The organism is Streptomyces sp. NPDC048479 (assembly GCF_040651435.1).
Classification (GTDB): Bacteria; Actinomycetota; Actinomycetes; order Streptomycetales; family Streptomycetaceae; genus Streptomyces.
On the sequence record NZ_JBEZKA010000043.1, the window covers coordinates 1 to 22,168 of the forward strand.

18 protein-coding genes and 1 pseudogene are annotated in these 22,168 nt (G+C 69.4%); 7 read left to right on the forward strand and 12 right to left on the reverse strand.

Annotated elements, in window-relative coordinates; genetic code table 11:
- Positions 1-325: 325 nt before the first annotated feature.
- The 6 genes and pseudogenes from AB0D12_RS37350 to AB0D12_RS37375 form a co-directional block, all read left to right on the forward strand.
- Positions 326-502, forward strand: a pseudogene (locus AB0D12_RS37350) (IS3 family transposase); the annotation flags it as partial.
- Between the two features lie 51 nt (positions 503-553).
- Positions 554-784: a hypothetical protein gene (locus AB0D12_RS37355; RefSeq protein ID WP_362693405.1), complete on the forward strand. Its 231-nt coding sequence runs from the start codon at positions 554-556 to the stop codon at positions 782-784.
- Between the two features lie 682 nt (positions 785-1,466).
- Complete coding sequence (locus AB0D12_RS37360) at positions 1,467-2,834, forward strand: phytase (protein ID WP_362693409.1); 1,368 nt, start codon at positions 1,467-1,469, stop codon at positions 2,832-2,834.
- A gap of 261 nt (positions 2,835-3,095) precedes the next feature.
- The gene (locus tag AB0D12_RS37365) at positions 3,096-3,488 is read left to right on the forward strand and encodes a hypothetical protein (RefSeq protein WP_362693412.1); all 393 of its coding nucleotides are present in this window, start codon (positions 3,096-3,098) and stop codon (positions 3,486-3,488) included.
- A complete protein-coding gene (locus AB0D12_RS37370; RefSeq protein ID WP_362693415.1) occupies positions 3,466-4,926 on the forward strand; it encodes a HAMP domain-containing sensor histidine kinase in 1,461 nt (486 codons plus the stop codon). Before AB0D12_RS37365 ends, AB0D12_RS37370 begins: the two co-directional genes overlap by 23 nt.
- Positions 4,923-5,585 (forward strand): response regulator transcription factor, encoded by a 663-nt coding sequence (locus AB0D12_RS37375; RefSeq protein WP_362693417.1) that lies wholly within the window; start codon positions 4,923-4,925, stop codon positions 5,583-5,585. The genes AB0D12_RS37370 and AB0D12_RS37375 overlap by 4 nt, the downstream gene beginning before the upstream one ends.
- A 206-nt stretch (positions 5,586-5,791) precedes the next feature.
- Here AB0D12_RS37375 and AB0D12_RS37380 read toward each other — a convergent pair whose 3' ends face one another.
- The 9 genes from AB0D12_RS37380 to AB0D12_RS37420 all read right to left on the reverse strand — a co-directional run bounded on the left by AB0D12_RS37380 (position 5,792) and on the right by AB0D12_RS37420 (position 16,971).
- Positions 5,792-6,115 carry a transposase gene (locus tag AB0D12_RS37380; RefSeq protein WP_362693420.1) on the reverse strand — a complete coding sequence of 108 codons (324 nt, stop codon included), beginning with the start codon at positions 6,113-6,115 and terminating at the stop codon, positions 5,792-5,794.
- On the reverse strand, positions 6,016-6,585 hold the full coding sequence (locus AB0D12_RS37385; protein ID WP_362693504.1) for a winged helix-turn-helix domain-containing protein: 570 nt from the start codon (positions 6,583-6,585) through the stop codon (positions 6,016-6,018). The genes AB0D12_RS37380 and AB0D12_RS37385 overlap by 100 nt, the downstream gene beginning before the upstream one ends.
- A 148-nt stretch (positions 6,586-6,733) precedes the next feature.
- Positions 6,734-7,912: an ATP-binding protein gene (locus tag AB0D12_RS37390; RefSeq protein WP_362693423.1), complete on the reverse strand. Its 1,179-nt coding sequence runs from the start codon at positions 7,910-7,912 to the stop codon at positions 6,734-6,736.
- 176 nt (positions 7,913-8,088) lie between these two features.
- A complete protein-coding gene (locus AB0D12_RS37395) occupies positions 8,089-9,357 on the reverse strand; it encodes an amidohydrolase family protein (protein WP_362693427.1) in 1,269 nt (422 codons plus the stop codon).
- 619 nt (positions 9,358-9,976) lie between these two features.
- Positions 9,977-10,774: an SDR family oxidoreductase gene (locus tag AB0D12_RS37400; RefSeq protein ID WP_362693430.1), complete on the reverse strand. Its 798-nt coding sequence runs from the start codon at positions 10,772-10,774 to the stop codon at positions 9,977-9,979.
- A gap of 23 nt (positions 10,775-10,797) precedes the next feature.
- Positions 10,798-12,930 carry an acetate--CoA ligase family protein gene (locus AB0D12_RS37405; protein ID WP_362693433.1) on the reverse strand — a complete coding sequence of 711 codons (2,133 nt, stop codon included), beginning with the start codon at positions 12,928-12,930 and terminating at the stop codon, positions 10,798-10,800.
- Positions 12,927-14,147 carry a Glu/Leu/Phe/Val dehydrogenase dimerization domain-containing protein gene (locus tag AB0D12_RS37410; RefSeq protein WP_362693436.1) on the reverse strand — a complete coding sequence of 407 codons (1,221 nt, stop codon included), beginning with the start codon at positions 14,145-14,147 and terminating at the stop codon, positions 12,927-12,929. Before AB0D12_RS37410 ends, AB0D12_RS37405 begins: the two co-directional genes overlap by 4 nt.
- Entirely contained in the window at positions 14,144-15,772 is a 1,629-nt protein-coding gene (locus AB0D12_RS37415) for a 5-guanidino-2-oxopentanoate decarboxylase (protein ID WP_362693439.1), read from the reverse strand. The genes AB0D12_RS37410 and AB0D12_RS37415 overlap by 4 nt, the downstream gene beginning before the upstream one ends.
- A gap of 41 nt (positions 15,773-15,813) precedes the next feature.
- Positions 15,814-16,971: an acyl-CoA dehydrogenase family protein gene (locus AB0D12_RS37420; RefSeq protein ID WP_362693443.1), complete on the reverse strand. Its 1,158-nt coding sequence runs from the start codon at positions 16,969-16,971 to the stop codon at positions 15,814-15,816.
- 242 nt (positions 16,972-17,213) lie between these two features.
- On the opposite strand from AB0D12_RS37420, the gene AB0D12_RS37425 reads away from it, so the two are divergent.
- Positions 17,214-18,119 (forward strand): DMT family transporter, encoded by a 906-nt coding sequence (locus AB0D12_RS37425; RefSeq protein WP_362693446.1) that lies wholly within the window; start codon positions 17,214-17,216, stop codon positions 18,117-18,119.
- A 62-nt stretch (positions 18,120-18,181) separates the two neighbouring features.
- Here the strand turns inward: AB0D12_RS37425 and AB0D12_RS37430 are convergent, their stop codons facing one another.
- The 3 genes from AB0D12_RS37430 to AB0D12_RS37440 form a co-directional block, all read right to left on the reverse strand.
- A complete protein-coding gene (locus tag AB0D12_RS37430) occupies positions 18,182-18,805 on the reverse strand; it encodes a TetR family transcriptional regulator C-terminal domain-containing protein (protein ID WP_362693449.1) in 624 nt (207 codons plus the stop codon).
- A gap of 120 nt (positions 18,806-18,925) precedes the next feature.
- Positions 18,926-20,113, reverse strand: a complete 1,188-nt coding sequence (locus tag AB0D12_RS37435; protein ID WP_362693452.1) for an MFS transporter — start codon at positions 20,111-20,113, stop codon at positions 18,926-18,928.
- A 56-nt stretch (positions 20,114-20,169) separates the two neighbouring features.
- Positions 20,170-22,137: a CocE/NonD family hydrolase gene (locus AB0D12_RS37440; protein ID WP_362693454.1), complete on the reverse strand. Its 1,968-nt coding sequence runs from the start codon at positions 22,135-22,137 to the stop codon at positions 20,170-20,172.
- Positions 22,138-22,168 lie beyond the last annotated feature (31 nt).

Here is a 22,168-nt window from a genome sequence, read left to right on the forward strand (position 1 = left end):
ACCAGAGGTCTTGGAGGAGTTCGTCAGCCACAACCGCTCATGTTCGCGGCTTCGGTGACGCTCCGTGGCTCTGCACGGAAAGTGATCCAGAACCAATTTTGCGGGAGCGTTGACACCGCAAAACACTCGGATAGAAGACACCCGCCGAAGCCCTCGACGAACACCTACTCTTGGTCCAAGAAGCCGGTGTTGCGACGACCGGTTGAGTCCAAGCAAGGCGGATTCAACCGGTCGTCGCAACACCCCTGTGAGCTGGAGGTTTTGCGGTGGGTGTGGGGAATCGGCAGCGGGCGGCGCGGGAATATCGCGGGCAGCTGCCCTCGCCGAGTCGTTCTTCGCCACCATCAAACGGGAATTGCTCGACACCAGTCCCTGGCCCAGCCGGGCCGCCGCCCACACCGCGATCTTCGACTTCATTGAGGGCTGGTACAACTTGCACCGACTGCACAGCAGCCTCGGCTACCGCAGCCCCGCCGACTACGAGACCGCACTCGCAGCCTGACCACCACACCGACGGTGTCCGTCAAAGCGGAACAAGCTCAGGGAGCATGAGTTGGCAATCTGCGTGCGGGATGTCCGTCTGGTCGCCATGTGCGACTGTGGCGACGACTTCTGTCAGAGCATCCACACAGCGGTGCACCAGCAGGGCAAGCCGTATGGCGAGGGCCACCGGTGCGTGCCGCTCTCGCCTTCGAAGGGCATGTTGGTCCTCGACGTCGTGTACAGCCGGATCATGTACATCGAGATACTGGACCGGGCGCCCATGCACAGTCTGAAGCCCTGATGTTCACGCCCCGCTGCGGAGCGGATACAGCGTCCAGATGGTTGACAACCATCATTGGGAATCAGTCACGCTGAACTCACCACCGACGGGCCGTTAACGAATGGCGAACGAAGTGACATGTAGCTGAGCGCGATGATCAGGAGGCGGGTTCAGTGGTGTCGTCCTCGGCGAGGATGCGGTAGACGGTGGCCACCGGTGCTGGCCTTGTTCTTGCCGGACGGGATGACGAGCTTGCGGGCGACTCAGGGAAAGCAACGCCGTGGGCCCGTAGGGAGCGCGCGTACGTGGCCATGTCGTCGTCGCCCACCTTGGGCCGCCCGCCGTGGCGGCCGCGCTCGCGGGCGGAGGCTTGGCCTTCGAGGGACTTCTCCCGGATGTACTCGCGTTCGGACTCGGCCGTGCCGGCGAAGAAGGCGAACAGCGCGGTGCCGAGCCCGGAGGGGTCGTAGACGCAATTGAACGGGCCGGTGAGCAGCTGACATCTGCACTTCGCGGCTACCGAATGGCAAGTCTCTCATCTAGGTCTCATGGGCGGCTCACATCACGAGGAAATGCTGGACCCCGGCCCGGCCGGATCACGTCTCAGCCCGGGGTGGCAGCCCGACGACCATGGAATGCCGTGCCCGACCCGAGGAGCCTGCCAGGCCGTGAAACCGATTTCCGTACTGGAAAGGAAGGCACAGTGACCCAACACCGAATCGTCCGCAGTCCGAAGAGGCGGCTCGCCTTGGCGGCACTCGCCGCAAGCGTGATGGCCAGCCTGGCCCTGCCGTTCGCCTTCGCCGGCGAGTTCCCCAGCGCCGCCTCGGGCTCGCCGGGAACCGTCACGCCGGCAGTGGAGACGCAACCGGAGTTCGACGACACGGCAGGCGGCGAGGCCGATGCCGACGACCCAGCGATATGGGTGCATCCGGATCGGGCCGATGACAGCATCGTGCTCGGCACGCTGAAGAACGCGGGGCTCTCGGTGTTCGACCTCGACGGCGAGCAGATCCAGCGGATCGCCGCTCCGGCCGCGCCGGGACCCGAGGACGAGCCAGGCAGGTTCAACAACGTCGCCGTGCTGCAGAAGGCCAGCCTGGGCAGGGCCAAGCGAGACATCGCTGTGGTCACCGACCGCGGTCGCGACCAGCTGCGCATCTTCGCGATCTCCCCGGACGCGGCCGAGAAGAAGACCCAGCCGCTGACCGACATCACCGACCCGGCATCCCCGTTCCTCTTCTCCAAGGACCAGGCCGAGGTCAACAAGCAGTTCAACGCCTACGGGCTCGCGCTCTTCGAGCGGAAGAAAGAGGTGTACGCCCTGGTCAGCCGCGAGCACACACCGACCCTCGGGCTGTTCCGTCTGCAGGCCCGGGCTGACGGCTCGGTCGGGTACGAGCGCGTGCGCACGGCCGACATGCCCACCACCTTCGACCTTCCCGACGGCACTACCTTCACGCCGTGCGAGGATCCGGGAGAGGCCCCTCAGCAGGAGGGCCTCGTCGTCGACGCTGAGGAGGGAGTCGCGTACATCGGCCAGGAGCAGGTGGGTCTGTGGCGGGTGGACGCGACACTGAAGTCGTTCGAGCCGCAGCTCATCGACAAGGCGAAGGAGTTCGGTGTGCCGGCCACCTTCAACCCGGAGACCGAGGAGTGCGAGGTCAGTGGGCCGGATCCCGGTTTCGGCGGCAAGAACCTGTCCACTGACGTCGAGGGCGTGGCCCTGGTCGAGACGGATGACGATGAGGGATTCCTGGTCGTCTCGAGCCAGGGCAACAACAGCTACGCGGTTTACCAGCGTGCGGGCGAGAACGAGTTCGTCGGCCGCTTCACGACCGCCAACGGTCAGGGTGACGTGGACGCGACCGAGGAGACCGATGGACTGGACGTCGCGAACGCCCCGCTAGGACGGTTCGGCAAGGGGCTGCTCGTCCTCGCGGACGGGAAGAACACCCCGGACGTGCCCGGCGAGGCCGGAGAGCCGCGCGATAACACCAACTTCAAGTTCGTCGGCCTCGACGACGTGGCGGCCGCGTTTGACCCGCCGCTGGACATCGAAACGGACTAGTTCCGCCCCGGAGGTGAGCCGGACGTGGGGGGCCGGGCGGGAAGTAGGCCCCGGCCCCCTTTCCGGACGGTGATCGACTGAATGCCCGCGATGCTGAGAGGACTCGATGTACCGCTGTCCGCACCCGGAAGTACGGCTTTGGCTAACCTGATTGACGATGGGGCAACCAAGAGTGGCGTCGCCGACCGGACGGATAGCTTCGGCGGTTTCCCTTGGCGCGTGGGGCGAATGGACAGATGGACGACCGTCGGTAGGGGACTCATGGTGACGCCGTCAACTGGTGGGGATCCCGTAGCGCACGCCGCCCGGCTGCCCAGCGAGCGCCGGTGGGGCGCCTTCGCGGGGCGCCGCGCGGCGGCCATCGTGGTGCTCGCGCTCGCGGTTCCGGCGGGCGGCCTGGCCGCCGGAATCCTGTGGATGAACCGGGAGGCCCCGCTGGACCTCGGTCCTCCTGTCGTCGTCACCCGGCCCGCCGCGGCCGAAGACCAGCCGCCAGGAGCGCCGAACGACCAGCTGTCTCCGCTGGATCCCTGGGCGAGCCACACCCCTGACGCGGACAACGGAGCGCCGGCGCCGCAGCCTCAACCGCCGCCCTGCAGCGACGACGATGACGACAACCACGATGACGACGATGACGATGACGACGGGTCGTAGAGGGCGTCCCGGCCAGACGCTCACCGCCCGGGTGCGCATCGTCGGCTGGATGGCCTTCCTCGTCGGGCTGGCCCTCGCAACGTCAGTCCTGATGACTCGGACGGTGCTGCTCATGCGGATCGATCAGCAGCAGAACGCGGAGTTGGCGCGCGAGGTGGCGAAGCTGCGCAGATTCGCCGACACCGCCCGCGACCCGAGCACGGGCCGGCAGTTCTCGGATGCGTCCACACTCATGACCCGGTACCTCACCGAGAACGTGCCCGAAGAGGACGAGACGTTCTTCACCGTCGTGGACGGGAGACCAGACCGGCGCAGCCCGTACCCGGCTCCAGCCCGTCTCGACCGGGACAGCGCCTTCATCACCCGGATCGCCGGCGCGCGTGAGCCCACCGCCGGATGGACCGACAGCCCCGCCGGGCGCGTCCGGTACGCGGTCGTTCCGGTACGAGTGGTCGGCGACAGCCACCGAGCGGCGCTCGTGGTCCTGGAGTTCCAGACCCACGAACGACGCGAGATCGACGAGGCGATCAATGTACTCGCGCTCACCGCCTTCGCCGCGCTTGTGGTCACCGGGTCCGCAAGCTGGAGCCTGGCCGGGCGGGTGCTGGCACCGCTCCGGATGATGCGGCGCAGCGCGCTGCGGATCGGCGAATCCGACCTGACCCGGCGGCTCGACGTCTCGGGTGACGACGAGGTCGCGGCGCTCGGCCGGACGTTCAACCACATGCTGGACCGGCTGGAGCAGGCCTTTGAGACACAGCGGAGCTTCCTCGACGACGTGGGGCACGAGCTTCGAACCCCGATCACGGTGATCCGAGGGCACCTCGAACTGGCGGGCGACAACCTCGAGGAGGTGGCCGAGACGCGGGCACTTGTGCTGGACGAGCTCAGCCGGATGAACCGCATCGTGGACGACCTGCTGACGCTGGCGAGGACTGGGCGCCCGGACTTTCTCGCCATCGACGAGGTCGACGTGGCGGACCTCACGGTCGAGGTGGTCGCGAAGGCTCGCGCGCTCGCCCGCCGGGACTGGCGGGTCGCCCACCTCGCCGAGGTGACCATGCAGGCGGACGGGCAGCAGGTCACGCAGGCGCTCATGCAGCTCGCTGCCAACGCGGTGCGGCACACCCAAGACGGCGGCCTGGTGGAGGTTGGCTCGGCGGTCCGCAACGACCGGGTGACGCTGTGGGTCCGTGACGACGGGCCCGGTGTGCCCGCCGGTGACCATGAACGCATCTTCGAACGCTTCGTCCGCCGAGACGGGCCGCGACCGCCACGCGAGGGGGAGCCGGGGGGGACCGGCCTCGGGCTCGCGATCGTCCGCGGCATCGCCGAGGCGCACGGGGGTACGGCCCGGGTCGAGTCGTCGGACGGGGAAGGCGCCAGGTTCATCCTGGAGGTCCCGGTCCGCGGTCCTCTGGCACGAGAAGCCTCATGAGCCGCATCCTCATCGCCGAGGACGAGGCCCGGATCGCCGCGTTCCTGGAGAAGGGGCTCCGCGCGCAGGGGTTCGTCACCACCTCCGTCTCGAACGGCCTCGCCGCCTGCGAGCACGCACGTACCGGGGCCTTCGACCTGCTGATCCTCGACATCGGGCTGCCGGTGCTGGACGGGTTCACCGTGTTGCGCCAGCTCCGCGAGGCCCGGGTGAGCACGCCGGTCATCATCCTCACAGCCCGCGACAGCGTGGCCGACGCCGTGGCCGGACTGGGCGGGGGAGCCGACGACTACATCCGCAAGCCATTCGCCTTCGAGGAGTTGCTCGCCCGGGTCCGCCTCCGGCTGCGCACCGGGCCGGCGCCGGAGGCGACAGTCCTGCGGGCCGGCGAACTCGCCCTGGATCTGCGGACGCGCCGGATCCATGTCGGCGAACACCCTGTGGAGCTGTCGGCCCGCGAGTTCGCGCTCGCCGAGGTATTCCTGCGCAACCCGGACCAGGTGCTCACGCGCGCACAGTTGCTGAGCCAGGTGTGGGGGTTCGACTACGACCCCGGCTCCAACGTCGTCGACGTGTACGTCCGGTATCTGCGCCGCAAACTCGGAGCCGACCGCATCGAGACCGTGCGCGGCGCGGGTTACCGCCTCCGCGTCGGATGACGAAGTGTGAGGTGCGCGGACCTGCCCCAGCGTGGTCAGCAGCGCGTACCAGCCGCCGCTTCGGCGCACGTCCAGGCCGTGATCGCCCTCGCCCGCCGACGAGTCGCCGTCCTCTGTGCCCTCCTGCGGGACAGTCGGCTCTTCACCCCCACAGCCCCACCCACGGCGACAGCCGCGGCTTGACCGCCCCCTTACTGAGGTTTTCGTTAGTTCTGTTGGTGTGGTGGCTGGATGGTGAGTCCGGTGTGAGCCAGGAAGGACCAGGGAAGTTGGTTGTTCTGGCCGATGCGGTGGATGCCTCGTTCGGTGGCGTCGGCGACATCGGCGAGGTGGTCGCCGGCGAGGTTGGCGAGCTCGCGTTTCTTGATCGCCGACCACAGGAGTTCCACCGGATTGAGCTCGGGCGCGTAGGCGGGTAATCGTTCGAGTGTCAGCCAGTCCTGTTCGGCGACCCAGGCACGCATGGCACGGCTCCAGTGGGCGGACAGCCCGTCCCAGACCAGCACCACCTGTTCCCCGGCGTAGAACACTTTGAGGGGCCCTGGGCTTCTCGGACAGCGGTGTTGAGGGTTCTCGTTATGCCGCTGCCTGCAACTCTGAGCATCTGCGAGATCCCGGACAGCGTCATGCTCTTGTGGAACCTGCGGCCGATGAGCGTTTTGATCCGCGCCAGGCTCCACCTCTGCTCCCGGCCAGCCATGCGCGACCCGGCCCCTTGGCCAACTCCTCCGCCAGCACGTCGAACAACGCCTCGCTCAGCTTCGGACGACAAGCAGGACCGCGTGAACACAGAGCCCGCTGCCCGCCTTCCCGCCAAGCCCGCCGCCACCGCTGAACCAACCGCACGCTGACCCGTCAACAAACCGGGTTCTGAATCGGGCGGGGACGGCCCAGTGACGATGCCGTCCCGGCGATGAAGATGTCGGGTGTCTGGGAGGACGATGGCGAGCTCGGCCGGTACGGCTCGGCTAGGCATCGGCCAGTTCGTCGGCGAGGCCATGATGCACTGCTGCTCCCCCGGCGAGAGCTCCTGCGCCTGAGGAAACTCCACCAGTGCGCCCCTCACCTACACGTCGGCCGGCGATATCCGGTGAGCTATTGCCGTACTCATGAGTAGCCGTGGCCGGCCCTTCCGAGGCTGGTAGCGGCTATGCCTGGTCGGATCCGACCGCCGGAAGCGTCACGTTGACTTCCAGCCCCCCGCCCGGCAAGGGCGCCGCCTTCAGGGTTCCGTGATGTGCCCGCACGATCGACTGAACGATAGCGAGGCCTAGTCCGTGGCCGCCGGGCTGGCCGGCCGATGCCTGGCTGGGTTCCAGTCGGTGGAACGGCTCGAAAATCCGTTCCACTTCCTCCGGGCGAAGCTGTCGGCCAGTGCTGCGCACCGTCAACCGCACGGCGTGTGCTGCTTCCTGTTCCAGTTGCAGTGAGACCCTGCCGTGCCGGTGGTTGTGCCGGATCCCGTTGTCGAGGAGGTTGGTGGCCAGCTGGAGCAGCAGCACTCGGTCACCGGCGACGCACATGGGGGCAGCGTCCCGCTCGATGGTCACTCCGTGCTGGGCTGCCGCGTCCTCCGCCTGCCGGCACACTTCGGCCAGCACGTCCGCCAGTTCGACCCGCTTGATTTTAAGTGCGCCATGGTCGGCGCGGGCCAGGGCGAGCAGTGCTTCGGTGACCTCGATGCTGCGCTGGTTGATCACCAGCAACCGGGGGCCGACGTGTTTCAGGTCATGCCCTTCCGGGTCGGCCAGCGCCACCTGCAATACAGTGCGGATCACCGTCAGTGGCGTACGAAGCTCGTGCGAGACGTTCGCAGCGAACCGCTGCTGTGCCTCGAAGGACGCGTCCAGCCGCTCCAGCATGTCGTCGAAGGTGTCCGCCAGTTCACGGATCTCGTCCTGCGGACCGTCGAGCGCGACGCGCTCGTGCAGGTTGGCGCCCGCCACCGAGCGCGCGGCCCGGGTGATGCGCTCCAGGGGGTCGAGCAGCCGCCCGGCCAGGAACCAGCCAAGTACAAGGGCGACCACCGTGAGGATGGCGAGTGCCGCAGCGCTGAAGATCAGCAGCGCGCCCAACAGGTCCGACTTGGCCTCGACGGAAATCGTGGTGAAGAGGCCTTCTTGCACCGGTGTCGCCATGTCACTCGTGCGCGGCGCCATCTGCAACTCGGCCGTCTCGTGGATCGATGTCCCGCCCGGGCCGGGAGGCTGGGGCCATGCGTAGGTCGGGCCGACGCTCATGAACACGTACAACAGACCGATCAACGCGGCTCCGGAGACGACGAAGAAGCCCCCGTAAGTCAGAGTAAGCCGCCTGCGGATGGTCAACCTGGGCCTCCTACGACGTCGCGGGTCATGGTTCACGAGCCGCATACGGATCGGCCTCGACCATCAGCACGCGCACCGCTCCTCCTTCTCCACGCTTCGGGCCTTGAAGCCGGCCGACCCGTCGATGAGAAAGCTCCTTTCCGTATCTCTGGAGGTTCCGGGCACGCCCAGCGCGCTCACTGACCCGCCCATCCCCTCAGTGCTCTCTCTGGAGCGTGGTCCGGCAGGTCGTTCTTCAGGACGGCGCCGCCCTTCATCACGAACCGGACGTCGGTGAACACGGTCGGATCATCGGCCCTTCCGGGGACGGCGATGAGGTCGGCGTACTTGCCCGGGGTGATCGATCCGACCCGTTCCTCCCAGCCCATGCACTCAGCACTGGTGAGAGTGGCAGCGCGCAGCGCCTCCAGGGGGGTCATGCCGTACGTCCGCATGGTCTGAAGCTGCCTGGCCTGTATGCCGTGCGGGAACGCGCCCGCGTCCGTGCCGAATCCGATTCTGACTCCGGCGCGGACCGCCCTCTCGAAGGCCAGGCGCTGGGACTCGGTCGCGTCGTCGTTCTTGGCCTGCTGTTCCGCGTCGAAGCCGGCGTCGGTGGCATGCTCAGTCAGCCAATCGCTCCACCAGATGTCGGCGGACAGGTACGTACCGTGCTCCAGCATCAGCGCGATGCCTTCGTCGTCCAGGTAGCAGCCGTGCTCGATGGAACGGACGCCGGCGCGGACCGCCATCTTGATGCCCGCGGCCCCGTGTGCGTGCGCGGCGACGTACGCGCCGTATTGGGCGGCCTCCTCCACGGCCGCCCGCATCTGGGCCTCTGTGAGTTCCGGGGCGCCGGGGACGGTACCGGCAGCCATTACTGCGCCGGTCGCGATGAGCTTGATGAGGTCGGCGCCGCCATGGAGGATCTCCCGCACGCGCTCGCGGGTGTCGTCCACGGCCCGGACGGAACCGAAGCGGAAGTCCTTGGGCAGTTCGATGTCGTGCGCGAGACCGGTGATCATCCCGCCTCCGCTGGACACTGTGACGTACGCGCCGGCGACGGCCATACGTGGTCCGATCGCGGTGCCCCTGTTGATCGCGTCGCGAAGCTCCGTGTCGATGAAGGCGCGAAACGTGCCGACGTCGCGAACAGTGGTGAAACCGGCGAGCACGGTGTCACGGGCGTGGTCCACGCCGTCGAGGGCCTGCCGCGCGGCGCTCTGCTTGAGCTCCTGGGCGGAGTCGCCACAGGCCGCCACACCGATCAGATGGGTGTGCAGATCGATCAGGCCCGGGCTGAGCGTCACCTCACCCAGATCGATGGCTTCCACTCCCTCGGGCACCGGCGCGGAGCCGGGCTGCACAGCGACGATGCGTTCGCCGTCGACGAGCACCGTCCTGTCGGGCAGCATCTCACCGGCTTCGACGTCGGCCAGCCATCCACAACGCAACGCGGTTGCCATCTATTCTCCCTGTTCCATTCGGTTGCCGGCCGCGGGCCGGCAGACGAGGACGCGGCGGTCATCGCGCTGGAGGCCGCACCCGTCCACTACTAGTGACTGATCAGTCAGTCTTCAACAGGCAGTGGGCGTGACCGGCCCTCGAGCAGTCATCACCACCCCGCCGACAAGACCGGCGCAGGACTGGGGACTTCTCCGATATGGCCAGTACCGCGTGGCCGCAGTCGGCCTGGAAGTGCCAGAGGACCGGCGACCCGGCGCCAATGCGCCGACCTGAGACTAAATGCATCACCACGGTGCAATTGTATCTCGTATTAGCTCAGACTGCATCACCTATGCGCTGAGTGCCAGCGCCTCCACGGCCATGCGCAGGCCTCCCGCACGGCGCCCCCGCGTCGCCGAGGTCCAGGTTCACCGCGTACACGGCTCCCACGAGCCCCAATGGCGTGGCGCCATACCATCCGAGGCGTATGACCCGCGCCTTCTCAGTGCTGACGCACCGCCAGTGACGGCTGACCCGACATGCGAACGGTGCAGAGGCCATCGCTCGTCGCTTGTGGCCTCCGCACCGGGGTGACGTGGCCGGGAGTGGCACCCGACGCTTCTGCCTGCGGCCGACGGCTCAGCCGGGAGTTGGTACACCGTAGACCTTCTTGCCCAGCCACTGGCCGCCGTCGAGGGTCAGTACGTCCCCCGTCAGGTAGGAAGTGCGGGGGTCGAGCAGGAACAGCGCCGCGTCCGCGACCTCCGCGGGGTCGGCGAAGCGCCCCGCCGGGACGGAGGAGAGCACACGCTGCCGGTCCTCCTCCGTGGGCCACAGGGCGGCACCGGCGCCCTCGGTCTCGGTGGGGCCGGGGGCTATGCAGTTGAGCCGGATGCCCATCGGGGCCAGCTCGACCGCCAAGGTGCGGGTCATCGCCAGGACACCGGCCTTCGCGGCGGCGGAGTGGACCGTGCCGGGGTGGCCGTGCCACGCGTAGGAGGCGATGACGGAGAGGACCGCCCCACCGGTTCCTTGTGCGCGCATCTGCCGGGTCACAGCCCGGGTGCAGTAGAAGGTGCCGTTGAGGACGGTGTCGACGACGGCGCCCCAGCCGTTGGGGCTGAGATCGATGCCGGGGCAGATGAAGTTGCCGGCCGCGTTGTTGACCAGGCCGTCCACCCGTCCGAACCGCTCTACGGCCCGGTCCACCATCAACTGGACCGCCTCCGGGTCGCGAACGTTCATGGGAACGGCCAGGGCTTCGGCTCCCTTGCCCACCAGCAGGGCGACGGTCTCCTGGAGTTTGTCCTCGCTGCGGCCGGCGACGACAACGCGGGCGCCGACATCACCCAGGGCAACGGCGATGGCCTGTCCGATGCCACTGCCGCCGCCGGTGACGATGATGGTGCGGTCGGTGTAGGGCTGAGCGCTGTTCATGGGGGCAACCTTTCGGAGTGGAGTTACGGGGATCCCTCGCCGGTGAGGACGCCGTGCGCGTCCAGCGCGCAGGCTCCCCCCGGGTGGGTCACCAGCGGGTTGACTTCGAGCTGAGCCAGCTCCGGGTGGTCGCAGGCGGCCCGCGAGACGGCCGCGACGGCACGGGCGGCCGCGGCCAGGTCGACTGCCGGGGCTCCGCGCCAGCCGCGCAGGAGGGGCGTGTGGTGCAGCGAGGCGAGCAGAGTGCGGGCACGGTCCTCGCTCAGGGGCGCGAGGCCGAGAGCCGTGTCGGCGTGCAGTTCGGCGGTGACACCGCCGATTCCCACCATGGCGACCGGGCCGAAGGCCGGGTCCCGGCGAACGCCGACGATCAGCTCGACCGCGTGGGGGCGGCGCACCATCCGCTCGACGGCGTACGCACCGGCCCCGACCGCGTCGTGCATCCTGGTGAAGGCGGCGCGCAGTTCCTCGGCGTCGGCGAGGTTCAGGGCCACACCACCCGCTTCGGTCTTGTGTGCCAGGCCCATGGCCTTGAGCACCACCGGGTAACCGATGCGATCGGCCTCCCGCGCGGCCTCGTCGGGGTCGGATACGAATGCCGCCTCGGGGAACTCCACTCCGTACGCATGCAGAAGGGCGCGCACCGTGCGGTAGTCTCCGTCGGGCAGCGGCCGGCCGGCCGGCGGGACCGGTGGGTTGTCCGCAGTTGCGAGTACGGTTCCGGCCGCCGCGTCCAGGCGGCCGCGCGCCCAGCGTTCGGCGGAGGCGAGGGCGGATGCCGCCTGGTCGACGCGCTCGTAGACCGGAACTCCTCGCTCGCGCAGCACGGCCAGAGCGGGCGTGTCACGAGCCATCGAGTGCACCACGAGCGGACGGCCCGTGGCGTGTACGGCGTCGGCCAGTGCACCGGCGACCGCGCACTCCTTCTCCAGCAGGCCGGCGGTGCCGGTGCTGTAGTCGCCGAAGTAGCCGGTGAGCAGTACGGCGTCGGCGTCGCCGCTCGCGAGGAGCGTCTCGGCGACCGCGGCGTACGTACCCAGGTCGGCCTCGCCCGCTCCGGCGAGGTCGACCGGGTTGTGCACACCGGCAGCGGCCGGCAGGCGGGCGGCGAGCGTCGTGGCGGTGGACTCGGCCGGTACGGGCACCTCGAGGCCCTCACCGGTCAGGGCGTCGGCGGCCAGGGCGCCCTGACCACCGCTGTCGCCGACCACCGCGATGCGCCGTCCGGCCGGCAACGCCGGGGCGAGCAGGGTGAGCGCGGCGTCGACGAGCGCTCCCGCCGACGATGGCAGGAGGGTGCCCGCTGCGGTGAAGACCGCATCCATGACGGCGCTGTCGCTGACCAGGGCGCCGGTGTGGGAGGCGGCCGCCAGTTGCGAGGCCGCACTGCGGCCGACGGTGAGGAGCAGAACGGGTTTTCCGGCGTCCCGGGCAGTTGCCAGCGTCCGGGCGAATCGGCGTCCGTCGCGCACGTCCTCGACATAGGCGGCGATGACTCGGGTGGGTTCGTGGGCGATCAGCGCCTCGATGGCCTCGGTGGCGTCGATGTCCCGCTGGTTGCCCAGCGAGACGAACCGGGAGAAGCCCTGGCCGGCGCGGCCGAGCAGGCGGCCGATTTCCAGTCCGAGATTTCCGCTCTGCGAGACCATGCCGACGTTCCCAGCCGGGAAGTCGCCCCAGGACAGCCGCAGGTCGGTGCCGGTGTCGACGACTCCCATGCAGTTGGGGCCGAGCAGACGGGCGCCGCGCGAGCGGACGAGGGCGGCCAGTTCCGCCTCGGCGTCGGCGGCGGTGAGGCCGGGGACGTCGACGCCGGCCGTGATGACGACGAAGTACCGGGCGCCTAGTGCGAGCCCCTGCTCGACGATGGGGCGCACGGAGTGCGGCGGGGCGACCACGCAGACCAGTTCTAGGGACGTGGTCAGACGGTCGAGTCCGGTGTGGCACGGCGAGCCGAGTACGCTGCCACCGCGTCGATTCACCAGATGCACCTGCCGCCGTCGTTGGCCCGCCAGGGCGCCGCGGGCGATCCAGTGGCCCCACTTCTCGACGTTGTCCGAGGCGCCGACGACAGCGACCGACCCGGGGTCGAAGAGGCCGGTGACGGGTGCCGGGGTCAGTGGAGTGCCGTTGTCCGGGCGCATGACGGTCGTCATCGGAACCGCCCGAAGGTGTCGGCGATGAGCGGCAGCCGGTCCTCGACGATGGCGTGCGCTGCCAAGCGGGGTGTACGGCGCTCGGTGGTGGCCCGGTCGAGCATGGTGGTGATCAGGGCACGCATCGAGGAGCGGACCTTCGCGAAGGCCTGCTCGGCGTCGGCGTCGACGTCGCCGAAGAGCGTCCACCACCACCAGGCGTTCGTACCGGAGTTGACCACCACGTCGGGCAGCACGGTGACACCACGTGCGGCGAGCAGCGTCTCCGCGGCGGGCAGCACGGGCATGTTGGCGGCCTCGACGATGTAACGGGCCGTGATCCGGCTCTCGTTGTCCGGGGTGATGCAGTACGAGACGGCTGCCGGGACGAGTATGTCGGCGTCGGCCGCCAGCCAGGCGTCGCCGGGCAGCTTGGTGTCCTCGGGGCGCAGTACGTCGCGGGAGACAGTGCCGTGTTCATCGCGGGCCGCGAGCAGCCTTTCGACGTCGAGGCCGTCCGGGTTGGCGATGGTTCCCCGGACGTCGGACACGGCGACGATCTTCAATCCGGCTCGGGCCAGGAAGCGGGCAGTGGCGCCACCCATGGTGCCCAGGCCCTGGACCGCGACGCGCCTGCCGGCGTACGGCACTCCGTCCCGGTCGAGGGTGGCCAGGGCGGCCTCCGCGACTCCGCAGCCTCCGACGAGTTCGCCCAGCCCGATGCCGTCGACCTCGACGCCGAAGGCGTCCGAGAGCCGGGCGCGGGCCTTGTCCTCGTCCTCCAGCAGTGGGAAGACCGCCTGGATGGAGCTGGTGAGACCGGCATCGGCGGCCGCCTCGTCGACCAGGCTCTGGGTGAGTCCCAGGTCTTCACCGGTCGTCCAGAAACGTTCGATGTACGGGCCCATGGCCTGCAGGTAACGCACGAGCAGGCCGTACGCGTCGGGGTCGGCGGGGTCGCAGTCGATACCGCCCTTGGCGCCGCCGAGCGGGATGTAGCGAGCGGCTGGGTCGTAGTGCAGCGCCTCCTTCATGGTCATGCCCTTGGCGAGGCCGTGGACCTCGTCGAGAGTGCAGCCCGCTCGCATGCGCAGGCCGCCGCTGGAGACGCCGCGGACGAGCCGGTCGATGACCAGGTAGCCGCTGCGGCCTGTGACGTGGTCGGTCCAGGTGACGCTCAGCAGGGGCGGCCGACCGTCGGCTGACGGGGTTCCGGCGTGGGGTCGGTTGCTGGTCATGGTGTGGTCTCCTCAGGAACGACGATGACGGTGGGGCCACTGGTGTTCAGCGCCTTGGCCAGAGCGGCTGCCAGAGCCTCGGGGGTGGAGACTCTGGTGCCCTGGCCGCCGTAGGCCCGGGCGAGGGCGGGAAGGTCCGGGGCCGGGAGGTCGACGGCCACGGGCGTATCACCACGGGCCGTCATCTCGTCGCGGATCTCTCCGTAGCCGCCGTTGTCGAAGACGATGACGGGCAGGGGGTGTCCGAGCTGCGCGGCCGTGGCCAGTTCCTGGACGGAGAACTGCAGGCCTCCGTCGCCGCTCAGTGCGACGACCTCACGGTCGGGGTCGGCGACTTTGGCGCCGATGGCCGCGGGCAGGGCGTAGCCGAGGGTGCCGAAGCCGGTGGGGTGGAGCATCCGGCCGGGCGGGTCGAGGGGCAGGTGCGGCAGCGCACCGTAGTAGCAGCACATGGCACTGTCGGACGTGACCACCGCATCCTGCTGCAACACCTTGCGGATCGCCGCGAGATAGGGCAGCCAGCGGGCGTCACGGGCGGCGTTCTCCGAGCGGTGCTTGTCGCGCATGACACGGGAGAGCGCGCCGGCCCGCTCGCGACCCCCGGGACTGCGTACGGCTCCGTCCCGGTGGGCGGATGCCGTCTGCACGCGGACCAGGGCCAGGAGGTCGTCGATCACGACGGCGGCGTCGCCGACCAGGGCGATGTCGGCGGGCTGCCCGGCGTACATCTGGCCGGGGTCGATGTCGGCACGGATGAGGGTGCCGCCGACGGCCGACGGGGTGCGCCAGAAGTCGGACTCGGCCAGCTCGCTCCCGACCACGAGGACGGCATCGCAGTCGGCAAGCCAGTCCTGGACGGTGGCGGTGTGCAGGGCGACGCCGAGGGCGAGTGGATGGGACTCGGGGACGACTCCCTTGCCGTTCGCCGTCGTGACCACGGGTGCGCCCAGGGCCTCGGCCAGGCGGAGGCAGTCCGTGCCGGCCGTGCGGGCGCCGCCGCCCAGGACGATTCCGGGGCGTTCGGCCCGCTGCAGCGTTTCGGCCGCGCGGCGCAGGCACCCGGCGTCGGCCCGCAGGGGCGCGGCGCGAGTTGCGGTGCGCGGCCGTTCGTCGACAGCCTCGGTGGAGTCGAGGAGGTCGAGCGGGATCTCGATGTGTGCGGGGCGAGGCCGGCCGGACCGGAACAGGGCGAAGGCCCGTGCGACGGCGGCGTCGATCTCGGCGACCGAGGTCACCCTGTGGCTGAACGCCGCGATGGCGGCCATAGCCTGGCTCTGACTGCGCATCTCGTGGAGCTGGCCCGTCGCGAGTTCAGGGTGACGCAGCGGCATACCGGGTGAGATGACCAGGACTGGCACGCTGTCGGAGTAGGCCTGGCCGACGGCGGCCGAGGCGTTGAGCAGGGCGGGGCCAGTGGTGGTGATCACCACGCCGGGTCGGCCGGTGGTCCTTGCGTAGGCGTCGGCGGCGTACCCGGCGCCCTGTTCGTGGCGCGGAGTGACGTGCGTGACGTCGTACCCGCCGAGGTGGGCGTAGATCTCCAGGTTGTGTGTACCGGGGATGCCGAAGACCAGGTCGACGCCGTGTGCGGCGAGTGCGCGCACCAGTGCCTGACCGCCGCTCATCAACGGCCTGAGGGCAGGGGGCGGGGGACGGTGGCCGGCCATTAGAGGGTCCGCGAGATGATGAGACGCATGATGTCGGAGGTGCCTTCCTCGATCTCCTCGAGCTTGGCGTCGCGCATCCACTGCTCGACCGGGTACTCGCGCGAGTAGCCCCAGCCGCCGAGGGTCTGGACGGCGGCCCAGGTGCAGTAGGCGGCGGTTTCGGAGGCGGTGAGCTTGGCCATGGCTGCCTCGGCCGTGGCGGGCAGTCCGGCGTCGAGTCGCTTGGCGGCCCGCCAGGTCATCAGGCGGGACTGCTCGATGCGGTTGCGCATGTCCGCGAGGCGGAACGCGACGGCCTGGTGTTCGATGATCGGCTTGCCGAACTGCACGCGCTCGCGGGCGTAGTCGCGGGCGTACTCGTAGGCGGCCCGGGCGATGCCGGTGGCGGCCGCGCCGAGTACGGCGCGGGAGACGTCGAAGGTGCGCATCAGGCCGTAGAAGCCCTGGCCCTCTTCGCCGAGTCGGTTCTCCTCGGGGACGAAGGCGTCGGTGAAGAACATCTCCCGGCAGACGATGGCTCGCTGGCCCATCTTCTTCATCGGCTCGCCGAAGGTGACGCCGTCGGTGTCCGCGGGCATCAGGAACGCGCTGATGCCCCGGGCACGCTGGGTCGGGTCGGTCTTGGCGAAGACGACGTACTGCCCGGCCTCGCCGGCGTTCGAGATCCACGCCTTCTGGCCGTTGAGCCGGTAACCGCCGGGGACGCGGACGGCGGTGGTCGTGATGGACGCCGCATCGGAGCCGGAGGAGGGCTCGGTGGTGGCGACAGAGGTCAAGGGACTGTCGGTACCGGTCAGCGGCGTGAGCCATGTCCGCTTCTGCTCTTCGGTGCCCAGTTCCAGCACGGGGTCGGCGAAGAATCCGTTGGAGCACAGCAGGTTGCCGATGCCGAGGTCGCCCACGCAGAGCTCCTCCTGCACGAGGCATTGCGTGAACACGTCGGTGAAGCCTCCGCCGCCGTACTCCTCGGGAAGCATGAAGCCGGTGATGCCCACCGCGGCCGCCTTGCTCCACAGCCCCCGGGGGGTGACTGTGTCGGCTTCATCCACGTCCTGGGCGATGGGGCGGATCTCCTCACGCGCGAAGGCGCGGCACAGGTCGACGATGTCCTGCTGTTCCTCGGTCAGGCTGCACAACTCGGTGGGGAGGTCGGTCATTGGGGGCCTCCAGTCGCTCTCATGGGGAATTACTACTGACCAGTGAGTCAGTAATAGCGCGACACCTGTGCGGCGCCAGCACCACTACTGAACGCCGGATCAGCAGTAGTGTCAATGCCTTTTGACTGACTCATCAGTCAAAAGATAGCCTTCGGTAGCCGCAGCTCAGCAAGGGCCGCGGATCGTCCGTCCGGCCGGGGTTCCGCACTCTCCGGCCCGCTTCCATCAGAGGGGGAACTGCCGTGACCGCAACCATGCCCACGCAGGCCGTCGCCCCGGCGTTGAACGCCGGAAACCGCAGCGCGCTGATCGCACTCGTGTGCGCGGCCGCCGTCTGGGGATGGAGTTACATCGCCACGGTCTGGATCCTGCCGGAGATGTCGACGCCGAGCCTGATCGCCGGCCGCTTCCTTCTGGCGGGCCTGATCATGCTGCTGATCAGGCCGAAGGCGGTGCTCACACTCGGGCGCCGCCACACGCTGGCAGGCCTCGGCCTCGCTTGCTGCCTCACGGCCGGCGCACTGCTGCAGACCCAGGGGCAGCTCTACATCGAAGCGGCCCAGTCCGGCTTTCTGTGCTCGCTGTTCGTGGTCCTCACACCGCTGGTGGCGCGCCTGCTGTTCAAGACGGCTATCGCCCCGGCTGTGTGGGGCGCGGCACTCACCGCGACCGCCGGCCTGGCCGTGATCTCCTTCAACGGGGTCTCCCTCGGCCTCGGCACCTGGCTCACGCTTGGCGGCGCCTTGGGATACGCCCTGCAGATGGTCCTGCTGGCGCAGTACGCCGAACGGGACAAGGTCTACGGACTCGCCGCGCTGCAACTGCTGGGCACCGGCGCCCTGGGGGCGTGCTGGGCCGTACCCACGGGATTCGACCTGCCCGACACCGGCGCCGGCTGGGGCTGGCTCATCTATCTGACCCTGATGGCGACCCTCGGAATGTACGCCGTGCAGACCTGGGCCCAAGCACGCGTCTCAGCGACGAGCGCCGCCGTGGTCATGGCATCCGAACCGTTGTTCGTGGCGCTGTTCAGTGTGCTGGTCGGCTCCGCGCTGGCCTCGCGCACGGTCGTCGGCGGACTGCTGATCCTGGCGGCGATGTACCTGGTGATCTCGACGGGGCGCAAAGCTCGCCCCGTGGTCGGCTGACCGACTGGCATCAGCTTGCCTGCCCGGCATCGCGTGCGGTGCCGGGCAGACAAGCTCCGGAGTCACCGCGGATCAGGACGTCCGGGCTCCAGCAGCGCGGCGTCGATGCCCAGTTCACGCGCCACGAAGGAGTTCACCCATTGCGTCGTCCTGGTCTTCTTCAGCTGACCGCCCCTGGCCACCAGCTGCACCGCCAGACCGTCCAGAAACGCGGTGATCCGCCAGGCGGCTTCGACCGGATCGTCGCAGGAGAACTCACCCGTCTCGACACCTTCCTCGATCAAGCCGGTAATGGCGCCTCGCCAGTCCTCGTCCATGGAGCGCATCACCGCACGCAGGCCGGGTTCGCGCAGGCCGGTCGACCAGCCGTCGATCCACAGCCTCCAGCCCAGCGCCTTGCCCGTCGGGCCGTACTGGCGCACCACGGACTTGAAACGCACCGCCGCCGGGACGGAACGCGAGCAGGTGGCGCGCAGGACATCCAGGTCCCGGCGCGCGGCATAGGCGAACGCCTCCTGCGTCAGCGCTTCCTTGCTCTCGAAGTGGTAGAAGACCAGTCCGTTGCTGACGCCCAGCGCGGTGGCGACGTCCGCCACCCGGACCGCCGCGATACCGCGCTGCTGAATCTGCTCAATCGTCGCCTCGAGGATCTCCTCGCGCCTGAGTTCCACCCGTTTCCGCGCCACAGCAGTTACCTTATTCCCCTTCATCGCACGCACTACCACGCCGTCGGAGCCCGCCGCCGCAAGTGCGAGCCGGGCCCCGACGGGACCCGGCTCAGGCGGCGCCTTCAAGAGCACCGCAGGTCAGACACCTCTCAGCAGAGTAGCGACTCGCCAGGCGCACACGCCTCCCAGCAGTCCGCAGGCGGCTGCCGCCAGGAAGACCATGGTCAGTCCCAGGGGCGCGACCAGCGCGCCGCCGAGCGCGCCGCCCACCGCACTGCCGATATAGGCGGCGGTGCCGAACCAGGTGAACGCCTGCGTCGCAGCCGACGGGTCCGCCGCATGACTGACAAGTGCGTACTCCACCGCGGCGGCCGGCGCCAGGAGCACGCCGCCGAGGACGAGCAGGACACCCAGCTGCCACGGCTCATCGGCCAGCGCCAGCAGCGCGAAGGACACCGCGTTGGCGCCGGTCAGCACGGCGAACTGCCGGGTGAGCGGGGACTTCCATCTGCGGCGGACGTAGAGCAGGCCCCCGATGACACTGGCCGTCGACCACAGGGCGACCAGGATGCCTCCGGCGGCGGGCGAACCGTGCTCCACCGCGAACGCGGGCACCGCCACCTCGAGGATACCGAACGCCACGGAGGTCACCGTAGTGACCAACAGCACGGCGCGCAGAGCAGGAGAGGCGAGCACATGACGGCGGGGGCCCGTCGCGGGAGCCGCGCGGAACTCGCGCACGGGCCGCGCCCGCGCCAGGCCGACGGAACCCGCGAGAACGGCCGCGGCCGCGACGAGCAGACCTGCCGATGCCCCGGCCACCGCGAGGACAATGCCGGCAACCATCGGGCCCAGGACATAGGTGAGTTCGGCCAGCACCGCTTCCAGGCCGTAGGCCGTGGGGCGCATGTCCTCGTCGACAAGTCGGGGCCACAGGGCCCGGGTGACGGCGGCGACCGGCGGGCAGATGCCGCCTGCTGCCGCCGCACCCGCGAGGACGGCCCAGTCCGGCGCCGAGACGTGCACGGCGAGCAGCAGGCCGATCAAGGCGACAGGGTGGGCGCAGCCGGTGATGAGGATGACGGCAGCGGCGTGGCCACGGTCGGCCAGCCGTCCGAACCAGGGGGCCGTCGCGGCGAAGGCCAACGAGTTCACGGCCATCGCGAGCCCCGCCGTGCGGTACGAGCCGGTGCCCTGCTGGACGAGCAGGATCAGCAGGACGGCTGTCATACCGATGGGGAGGCGGGCGATCACCGACGGCAGCACGATCCGAGGGACACCGGGGGTGCGCAGCAGGGCGACGTAACCCTCGTGGCGGGTGCTCATGGTGGCTCCGGGGGAAGGGTGCGGACAGGACTCGGCGCCGCGCCCGGGTGAGGGCGTCAGCCGAGGTCGCGGGGGACATCCCGTCGCCAATGGCGCTCGAAGACTTGTCGGCCGTCGTCGAAGGCACGCACGGTGATCTTTGTTTCGTAATGGTCCTGACGTGCCATCAGATGGAGGTCCGCCGTCGCGGTGACGGTGGCCTCGGGCCACTCGACCGTGAACGCGGAGTGAGCGGTCACCGTTTGTTCGAAGGTGCGGTCGTCGACCGTGACCCGGCCGGTGTACCGGTCCTCGCAGCCCGTCCCTTCGGTGGTGGCCCAGGTGGAACCGTGGCCGACCGCACAGGTGGTGGTCCGGGCCAGGACGTCCCGTTCGATGCGCCAGGTGACGCCTGCCGCGTCTGCCGAGGCAACGGGATCGGCAGCGGCTGCCCCGTCCGATGCGGGAGGCGGTGCGGCGCCGGGCACCAACGGGAGGTGGAGCGCGCCGGCGGATGCGTGCAGCGTCAGGTCACAGGGCTCAGGGGGCGCGGCGATGTTGGGCCAGTCGGTACCTGCCACCGACATGCGCAGCCGGTGGCCGGCTTCCAGGATCCAGGATGTCGCGTTCAATTCGACGGTGACATTCTCGGCGACGCCGGGGATGAGGGGCACGGGGGCGGTGTCATGGCCGTTGCGCCGCGTCAGGTTGAGCACGCCGCGGGTGATCAGCGCCGATGTGCCGTCGGGGAAGACATCGCAGAGCTTGACGGACACGTACGCGACGGGGGCGGTCGAGGTGAGGGAGAGCCGTGCGCGCGGGTGGCCGAGTATCTCCACAGGGCCGTCGGCCAGTTCACCGGTTCCCCACTCCCAGGTGAGCGAGTCGGCGTCGTCGTACCGCTGATCCGTGGGCTGGCCCCAGGGGAGGGAGCCGGCGCAGTCGTTCCAGGCGGCGGTTCCCACTGACGGGCGCACGGTGAGGACCCGGTCCTCACCCGAGAGGGCGAGCACCGGCTCGGTGCCGCGCTCCGGGGGCCATTGCGGTTCGGCGCGCCAGGCTCCTCTGATCTGAGCCAGGTCGGGTTCCGGCCTCGTGGAACGACGGGTGAACAGCATGATCGGCGGCTCGCGGTCGATGCCGTTGTCTGTGCCGCGCAGCCAGCGGTCGAACCAGCGGGCCATTTCGGGCACGAGGTCGCTGTGGGGTCCGGGCAAGGAACTGTCGGTCGCCATGTGGCTCCATGGACCGATCACCAGCCGGTACGGCGTGCCCGCTTCGGCGAGACCTCGCACGGTGCGGAAGGAGTTGTTGCGGTACCCGTCGGCCCAGCCCGCGACGATCATTGTGGGGCAGGCGATTCGGTCGTAGTGGGGGCGGACGGAGCCGCGCTGCCAGAATGGGCCGTGCCGCTGGTGCTCGAGCCAGCTGAGCAGCCAAGGCTCGGTGTTCTCCAGCCGCTCCTGCCATTTTTCGCGCCAATGGGCCCCTGCCAGGGCAGGTACGGGCGGCAGCGCGTTGAGCGCCGACATGTAGGCGGGGTAGTCGACGAGGTCGATGAGGCGCAGGGCACCGCCCATGTAGTGGACGTCGTCGGTGAAACGGTCGTCGGAGCTGTAGATGGGCACGATGGCCTTCAGGGCAGGCGGTCTGCGCATGGCCACATGCAAGGAGTTGAAACCGCTGTAGGAGGTGCCGAACATGCCGACGGCACCACTGCACCACGGCTGGGCGGCGAGCCACGCGATGACCTCGCAGAGGTCGTCGGTCTCGCCCGCCGGGTACTCGTCTGTCGCGAGCCCCTCAGAGCTGCCGGTGCCCCGGACGTCTACCCGGCAGACGGCATATCCGTGTTCATCGCGCAGACGTGCGTATTCCGGCCGTGACTCAGCACCGAGGATGTCGTCCTTGCGGTAAGGGAGGGCCTCCAGCAGGGCCGGGGCGGGTTCGTCGCGGTCCGGCAGGTAGAGGGTGGCGGCCAGCCGTACGCCGTCGCTCATGGGAATCATGAGCTTGGTGACGGTGGGAGGTGTCGAGGAGCTCATACGTGCTTCTCCTGCGGGTTCGCGGTGCGGC